This window comes from bacterium (assembly GCA_020440705.1).
GTDB lineage: Bacteria > Krumholzibacteriota > Krumholzibacteriia > LZORAL124-64-63 > LZORAL124-64-63 > JAGRNP01.
The window spans coordinates 1-7,021 of sequence record JAGRNP010000158.1 but is presented as its reverse complement, the minus strand read 5'-3'; the positions used below and the strand labels follow the sequence as shown (position 1 = coordinate 7,021).

At 71.9% G+C, this 7,021-nt stretch carries 5 protein-coding genes; all 5 read right to left on the bottom strand.

The window, feature by feature from the left end; translation table 11 throughout:
• A partial coding sequence (locus KDM41_16350) for a prolyl oligopeptidase family serine peptidase (protein ID MCB1185000.1) occupies positions 1 to 955 on the bottom strand: 955 nt, incomplete at its 3' end.
• Positions 956 to 1,101: 146 nt separating this feature from the next.
• A complete protein-coding gene (locus KDM41_16345; protein MCB1184999.1) occupies positions 1,102 to 3,420 on the bottom strand; it encodes an HD domain-containing protein in 2,319 nt (772 codons plus the stop codon).
• A gap of 86 nt (positions 3,421 to 3,506) precedes the next feature.
• Positions 3,507 to 3,725, bottom strand: a complete 219-nt coding sequence (locus KDM41_16340; GenBank protein ID MCB1184998.1) for a helix-turn-helix domain-containing protein — start codon at positions 3,723 to 3,725, stop codon at positions 3,507 to 3,509.
• A 236-nt stretch (positions 3,726 to 3,961) separates the two neighbouring features.
• Positions 3,962 to 4,948 (bottom strand): hypothetical protein, encoded by a 987-nt coding sequence (locus KDM41_16335; GenBank protein ID MCB1184997.1) that lies wholly within the window; start codon positions 4,946 to 4,948, stop codon positions 3,962 to 3,964.
• Positions 4,949 to 4,998: 50 nt separating this feature from the next.
• Positions 4,999 to 7,021: hypothetical protein (locus KDM41_16330; GenBank protein ID MCB1184996.1), on the bottom strand; the 2,023-nt coding region annotated here is incomplete at its 5' end.

Sequence of the window (7,021 nt, the reverse complement as noted above, 5' to 3'; positions counted from 1 at the left end):
CCCCCACCGCCCGGTTGACCGCGTACCGGTACTCGCTCAGGCCGTGGTCGCCCCCCTCGAACATCATCAGGCGATAGGGCCGCCGCGCGGCGAGCAGGGCCGTGCCCATCTCCAGGGCCTGCCGGGGCATCACACGCCAGTCGCCGGTGCCGTGCAGGATCAGGATCGGCGTCGACTCCGGCAGCTGGTCGGCCCACAGCACCGCCGACCGGTCCGCCAGTTCCTTCTCGCGCCGGGCGGGGTCGTCCCAGCCGGGGATCAGCTCCGCGTACACGTGCTCGATCATCTCGGGACGTTCGTCGCCCATGCCGCGCAGGTCGGCCACGCCCGCACCGACGACCGCGGCCCGGAAGCGGTCGGTGCGCCGCAGGGCGAGGTAGGTCATCATGCCCCCGCGGCTCCAGCCGAAGAGCCCCAGGCGCTCGGCGTCGACTTCGGGCAGCGACTCGACCAGCGGGATCAGCGCCAGGACATCGTCGACGTCGGCGCCGCCGAACTCCTCGCGACCGGCGCCGCCGATCCCGTCGCCCTCGGCGCAGCGGCGCTCCGGCGGGTACAGCGCCGCGCCGTGCTCGCCGTTGCCCCGGTAGTTCGACGCCACCACCACGTAGCCCCGCCGCAACAGCGCCCCGGCCAGGAAGGCCATGCGCACGGGTGTCAGGCCGCCGAAGTCGCGGTTGCCGCCGCGGTTGTAGACGATGCAGGGCAGGGGTGCGCCGGCCGGTTCCGCCGGCGCGGCCAGGTAGGCCTCCACCTCGTAGCCGCCGCTGGCGTAGACGAGCTTCTCGAGCCGGACCCCCTCGGCCCGCCGGTGCGCCGCCGCGGGCGCGTCGTCGGGCAACGCGACGGGGGAACGGGACAGGATGGTGCCGTCGGGCGCCGGTGCCGCGAGGGCCGCGGACGCGACGAGGCCGCAGGCCAGGACGAGGGCCAGGGACCGGAGCTGGTCGTTCACGGAGGGTCCTTTCGCGAGGGGATGGTCGGGCCGCGGCCCCGTCGCGAATCGGGCGCGGGCGGCCGCCCGCAAAAGGTACCGCGGCGCCCGGCGGGTCGCACCCCGCCGCGGTCGCCGCGGTCGTCTGCAATCGGTCGAGAGAGTCGTCAGACCCGCGCCGGCGCCCGCCCCCGGCCCATGACGGCGTCGGCCGGATCCTCCAGTTCGGCATGCTTGGCCTTGAGGAAGAGGCTGACGATGTCCGGGTCGTAGCGGTCGCCGAGGTTGTCGCGCAGCACCTGGGCCGCAGCCTCCGGGGTCATGCGCGGACGGCCGCCCACGCCCTGGACCATGCCCACGTAGTTCTCGACCACGGTCACCAGGCGCGCCGCGAGGGGGATCTTGCGCCCCGCCAGGCGCATGGGGAAGCCCTCGCCGTTGAAGCGTTCGTGGTGGCAGCGCACGACGTCGAGGATCGTCTGGGGCAGGCTCAGGCCCGCCAGCAGCTTCACGCCCTCGGTCGGGTGCTCGCGGTAGAGCGGCCACTGGTTGGGATCGAGGTTCTCGGGAGTCGCGCTCAGGGTGTCGTCCTGGGCGATCAGGCCGATGTCGCGCAGCAGGCACCCGTAGACCAGGTTGCGTTCCTGCTCGGGCGGGAAACCCATCACGCTGGCGATGTTGTGCAGCTCGTCGCACATGGCCTGGGTGAGCTGGTCGGTGCCGTGGCAGCGCAGGTCGCGCTGCGCCACGAGCAGGCGCACCAGGTTCAGGTTCACGTCGGCGTTGTCGTGGGAATCGTCGAAGCGCGAGAGCAGGCGCGACGTCTCCTTGAAGACGGCCTCGAGCAGCTCGCGCGGGTCGTCGGCCTGGAACTCCTTCTCCATGGCGATGAAGACCGTGCCCAGGAATTCCTGGTCGAACTTCAGGCCGACGATCCACTGGCTGCCCGTCAGGGTCAGGTTGGCCTTGATCTCCTTGAAGAAGGTCGGCAGGTACGCCACCTCGACCGGACGTTCCATGCTGCGGAAGAAGTGCTGCAGCTTCTTCTCGCCCAGATTCATCTGGCGCCACTCGCCGTTGTCGCCCGTGATGATCTGGGCGCGGTGCATCCGCGGCGGCAGGAAAGCCAGGCTCCTGACCGGCAGCACCCGCCACACATGGCGCGCGAAGAGCCGCCAGAAGTGCGGCCGGTCGTCGGCCTCGGGCAGGTTGAGCGCCAGCTCGAGGAGCGTCTCGGCCAGGGAGTCCTCGCCGCCGGTGTCGCCGCCGGTGGCGCGGGCCGGCGCGTGCGCCGGGGCGGGCGCGTTCAGGCCGCCGCTCATGTCGGCCTCGCGGCGTCCGGCCGCGTCGAGGGCGTTCTGCTTCTGGTTCTCGGCGAGGACCCGCATCAGCAGCTCGAGGGCGAAGTGCTCGGCCACCGAGTACTCGGCCTCCTCGCCCTCGCGCTTGAGCAGCAGGATCGCCGACAGGGACTCGTCCCGCATGATGGGCAGGATGATCTCGGGCGTGAAGCTCTCCAGGAGCTGCGACTCCCGGTCGCTCAGGCCGTCGGTGTGGATGTCGATCAGCGTCAGCGGCGCGCCGTGATCGGCCACCTGGGTGGCGAAGTCGCCGTCGACGTCGAGGGCCCAGTCCTCGTGGGCATCGACGAGGATGTCGTCCTGCACCGTCAGGAGCATGGAGTCGTCGGCCAGGCCGTGGCTGAACAGCAGGTTCCCCAGGGCCTTGGCGAACTCGGTGTGCCCGCCGTACTCGGACCAGTTGCCCAGGGCCGCGACGGCCTCGGGCAGCGAGGTGTACTTGTGGTGCTTGCGGCGTCCGGCCCCGGTCTCCTCGGCGTCCTCGTCTTCGCTGCCGTTGAACTCCTCGAGAACCTCGTTCATGGACTCGGCCGGCGGCGCGGCCGCGGGCGCCCCCTTCGCACGGGGCGCGGCGGTGGTCGGGGTCACGCGGAACGGATCGTCGGCGACGTCGGGCGCGGCCTCCTCCGCCACGTCCGCTTCCACGTCCTCCTCCACGTCCTCCATCAGGCCGATGGCGCCGATCTCCTCGTCGGGGTCGGCGTCGGCTTCCGCAGCGGGGGCGGGCGCGGCGGCCGGCCCCCGGAGCTCGGCGGCCCGGGCCGCGAAGTCGTAGTTGTCGGCGTGGAAGAAATCGTCGGCGTCGGCGACGGTCACGAAGAACCGCAGCGGCAGGCCGTCGAACTTCGGGGCGAGGAACTGGCGCACCGTGTCGCTGGCGCCGGCCAGGACGGCCTCGCCGCCCGCGGCGACCAGGCGCTGCTGCAGCTCGGCCAGGCTCCGCGCGCCGCCGCCCCCGATGACCCCCATCTCACCGAGGTCGAGGACGACGTTCACCCGGCCGCTGTCGACGCAGCGGGCGGCGAAGTCGAGCATGGTCTGCTTGTCGGCGCGACCGAAGGCGCCGCACAGGCGGGCGCCGAAGAGGTCGTTCTTCAGTTCGAGGGGCTGGAATCGGATTGCCATGGATCATGCCTTGCCCGAAACCAGGACGGCGAGGGGCCGTCCTGGCTTCGAGTTCCGGTTGTGCGCGTGGGAGCCCGGATGATCGCTCACACCAGGGCCTCGGCCAGCCAGTTGTCCAGCACGGTCCGCAGGAAGCGCCATTCGCTGCCCACCTTCTTCGCCGGAATCTTGCCTTCCTTGGCCAGACGGCAAACCGTCTTCACGTGCATTTTCAGGTACTCGGCCGCCTCGACGGACGTCATGACCTGTCCAAACTGATCTTCTCCCCCGATATAGATCTTGGACGAATCGTTGTACTCAGGCATTGGGGGTGCTCCTTCCAGGGTGCTGCTGCGATGCGTGCCACATCACGATTCACCCGGTTTCTGCAAACGCCGTGCCTTGTCCGTCGCCGAGATTGAATTCGGCATTTCTCCGGGAAAATTGAGGGTTTAATGGAAATCACCGGCCACGACGGGGAACCGGCTCGCCGTGCGCGGCGGTGCAGGATACAAGAAGGACGCGAGGGATATTGCAATCCGCAATCGGCCCGCAGGAGGCCTCAATCGAGCCAGAGCGCCAGATCGGCCGCCCGCCAGGGTTCGGTCCAGGCGCCGCGGGCGCCGAGGCTTCGTGCCCGTTCCCGGAGGCGATCCGCCGTCTCGCCGGCGCCGGCGACGAGCACGAGCGGCGGCGCATCCTCGGGCGCGAGCTGCCCGAGCCGGGCCCGCACCGCCGCGAGGTGGCGCGTGGGTTCGAGGTTGTCGCACAGGAGCAGGGCCGGCGGCTCGGCCGCGGCGACGAGGGCCGGCAGGTCGTCGGGCCCTTCGAGCTCGGCGACCCGGCAGCCGCATTCGCGCAGGCGTTCGGTCAGGAGGCTGCGCCGGAACGAGCCGTCGAGCACGAGGGCGACCAGACGGCCGCGCAGGCGCTCGGCTTCCCCGGACACGGGCGGCGCCGCGTGACGGCCGGACGCCCCGACCGGGGGCGTGCCGAAGAGGCTGTCACCGAAGGCCCGCAGCAGGCTCCAGCGGCGGCGCAGGGCCTCCTCCTGGGAGCGGCTCAGGTCGGTGTTGCCGTAGCGGCGACCCCAGGCCGCGAGCAGGTCCTCCATGATGTCCAGATCCTGCAGCATGGTGCCGGCGTTGAGGAAGGCGGCCAGCACCGATTCCCAGCGCGGGTCCGCGGCGAGGGTCGCATGGTCGACGCCGGCGTCGGCCCGCGCGAAGACGGTGTCCAGCAGGTCGGCCAGCTGGATGCAGGGTTCGACCAGGTGTCCCGGCAGCTGCAGCGGGCTGTCGGCCGGACCGGCGACGAGTTCGGCCAGGGGGCCGCGCAGTTCCGGCAGCAGGACGTTTGCGCCGGCGGGGTCCTGGGCCGCCAGGGCGACCGCCGCCGCCCGCAACCGGTTGACCGCGGCGAAGGCGCGGGCCGGATCGCGCACCGGATCGGCCGGGGACGTATGCAAATGGCGAAGCTGCTCATGCAGCTTCGCCAGATGCCGGGCCAGGAGGCCCACGAAGGAATCGGGCAAGATGGTGTCGGTCATCGTCGTCCGCCGGCTCCCGCGCGGGGAGCCGCTCGGGTCCCGCCCGCCGTTCAGCCCAGGGGCACGGCCCCGAACTCGGCCAATTCGTAGATCTCCTCGTCGCCGGCACCCCCACCGGCCTCGTCGATGCGCACCGCACCGAACTCGGCCAGGTCGTACACCTTCTCGGCGGTGTCGTGCGCGACGCTGGCGGCGGCCCGCGACGCGGGTTCCGCTTCCAGCGTCAGGGGCGTCGCGTCGAACTCGGACAGGTCGTGCACGTGTTCACCGGCGTCGGCCTCGGCCGACGGCTCCTCGGGAACCACCGGCGCGGCCGGCGCAACCGGCGCGACCGGTGCCGCCGCAACGACCTCGGGCGCCGCCGCCAGCGGCGTCTCCGCCACGGGCACCTCGTCGGCCACCACCGATTCGGCCCCGAACGCTTCCAGATCGTACACCTTTTCGCCGTCACCCGAAAGGTCGGGCTCGGCGGTCGCGTCGCCGCCGGTGGCGAACGGATCGGTCCTCATGCTGAACGAGGTCTCGATCTCCAGGTCGGGCATGGCCGTGCGGTCGAGGCCGCCGCCGAAGATGTCGCCGCCGGCGCCGGAGCCGCGCGTGAAGCCGTGGTCCGGCTCGGGCTCGCTGCGCGGGGCCACCTTGGGCGGGGTCACGGCGAACGGGTCCACGTCGGCCGGCTGGTGGATGCTTTCGCCGGTGCTGATGGCGGGCATGCGGCCCTCGAGGGACAGCACGCCGGCCGGCGGATTGTCCGGATCGCCGGACAGGTCGTCCGCATCGAACGGCGTGCCCGCGAAATCGCTGAATTTCTCGCCGAGGTGGGTCAGGCGGTCGGCCTGGGGCTCGAAGCCCGCGGCCAGGTCGCCCAGGTTGGCGGCGAGCTGCTCGGCCGCCGGCCCGAAGGCGCGGGCCGCCACGGCGGGCGAATCCTCGCCGGTCTCGAACTGCTTCTCGAGGTCGGCGAGCTTGCCGGCCAGCCGCTCGAGACTTGCGCCCAGGCTCGGCTTGCCCCGGTCGACGTTGAACTTGTCGGTGAGCTGGCGGAAGTCCGTGGTCAGATCCTCGAGGGCCTGCGACATGGGACCGAGCCGTTCGCCGCGGGCGCCCAGGCGGGACACCTCCATGGCGATCTGGAAGGCCAGCTTGCTGCTGCGGTCGACGAGCTGCACGAGCTCGTCGGTGGGCGTCGCCGCGCCGCCGGCGTCGTCGGCCATGCGGCACACCTTGTCGAATTCGTTCTTGAAGGCGGCCATGGCGGCGACCGGAGCCGCGGCCTGGGCCGAATCGAGGTCGCCGGCGAAGAGGTCCAGGGCCGCCGCGAGCTTGCGCAGGGCCTCGGCCTGGCTGGTCACGTTCTGCCGGGTCACGTGCTGCGCGGAGCGGGCGTCGTGGAGCACCGACTCGATCTCGGTGGCTTCGGCCTCGTCGCCCGCGCGGCGCTCGGCCACCTCGCGCGACAGGGCCTCGCGCTCGTCGAAGTAGCGGATCATCTGGTCGGCCAGGGAGCCCGCGGCGGGGTTGTCGAAGCGGCCGGTCAGGTCGGTGCGGGAGTTGTCGGCCAGGGCCTTCTCCAGGCGGTGCAGCTCGCCCTCCAGGCCCGTGAAGTGCCGCTGCCGAGCGTGCTGCAGGCGCCAGGCGCCGAGGGTCTCCGCGGCGAAGGTCGCGACGGCGTCGTCGTCCTTCAGGGCGGGATCCTGCCAGGCCGGCTCGTTCTCCAGGCGCAGGGCCGTGACGCGATCGAGCATCCGCTCGGCGGCGCGGGTGCGGGCGTTGGCCCGACCGGCGGCGCGGGCGAAGGCGCTGCTGCCCAGGAGCGTCAGGACCACGACCGCCAGCCCGATCAGGGCCAGGACGTTGAGCGGGTTCTCGGTCAGACGGGTGTAGTTCTGCCAGGCGAAGAAGGTCTCCGGCTGCCACAGGCTGACGGGATTCACACCCACCGCCAACAGCACCGCCGCGCCCATGCCCGCCGCGGCGACCAGGACCGAGATCGTGAAGAAGAAGCCCATCTCGAACCCGGAGATCGTTCGACCCCGCCAGGCCGCCGAACGGCCCGAGGGCGCCTTGGGCGCG

Bases quoted from the DNA above. Each gene is read 5' to 3' on its own strand.
- KDM41_16345 (MCB1184999.1), bottom strand. From the start codon at position 3,420: ATGGCAATCCGATTCCAGCCCCTCGAACTGAAGAACGACCTCTTCGGC.
- KDM41_16335 (MCB1184997.1), bottom strand. From the start codon at position 4,948: ATGACCGACACCATCTTGCCCGATTCCTTCGTGGGCCTCCTGGCCCGG.
- KDM41_16340 (MCB1184998.1), bottom strand. From the start codon at position 3,725: ATGCCTGAGTACAACGATTCGTCCAAGATCTATATCGGGGGAGAAGAT.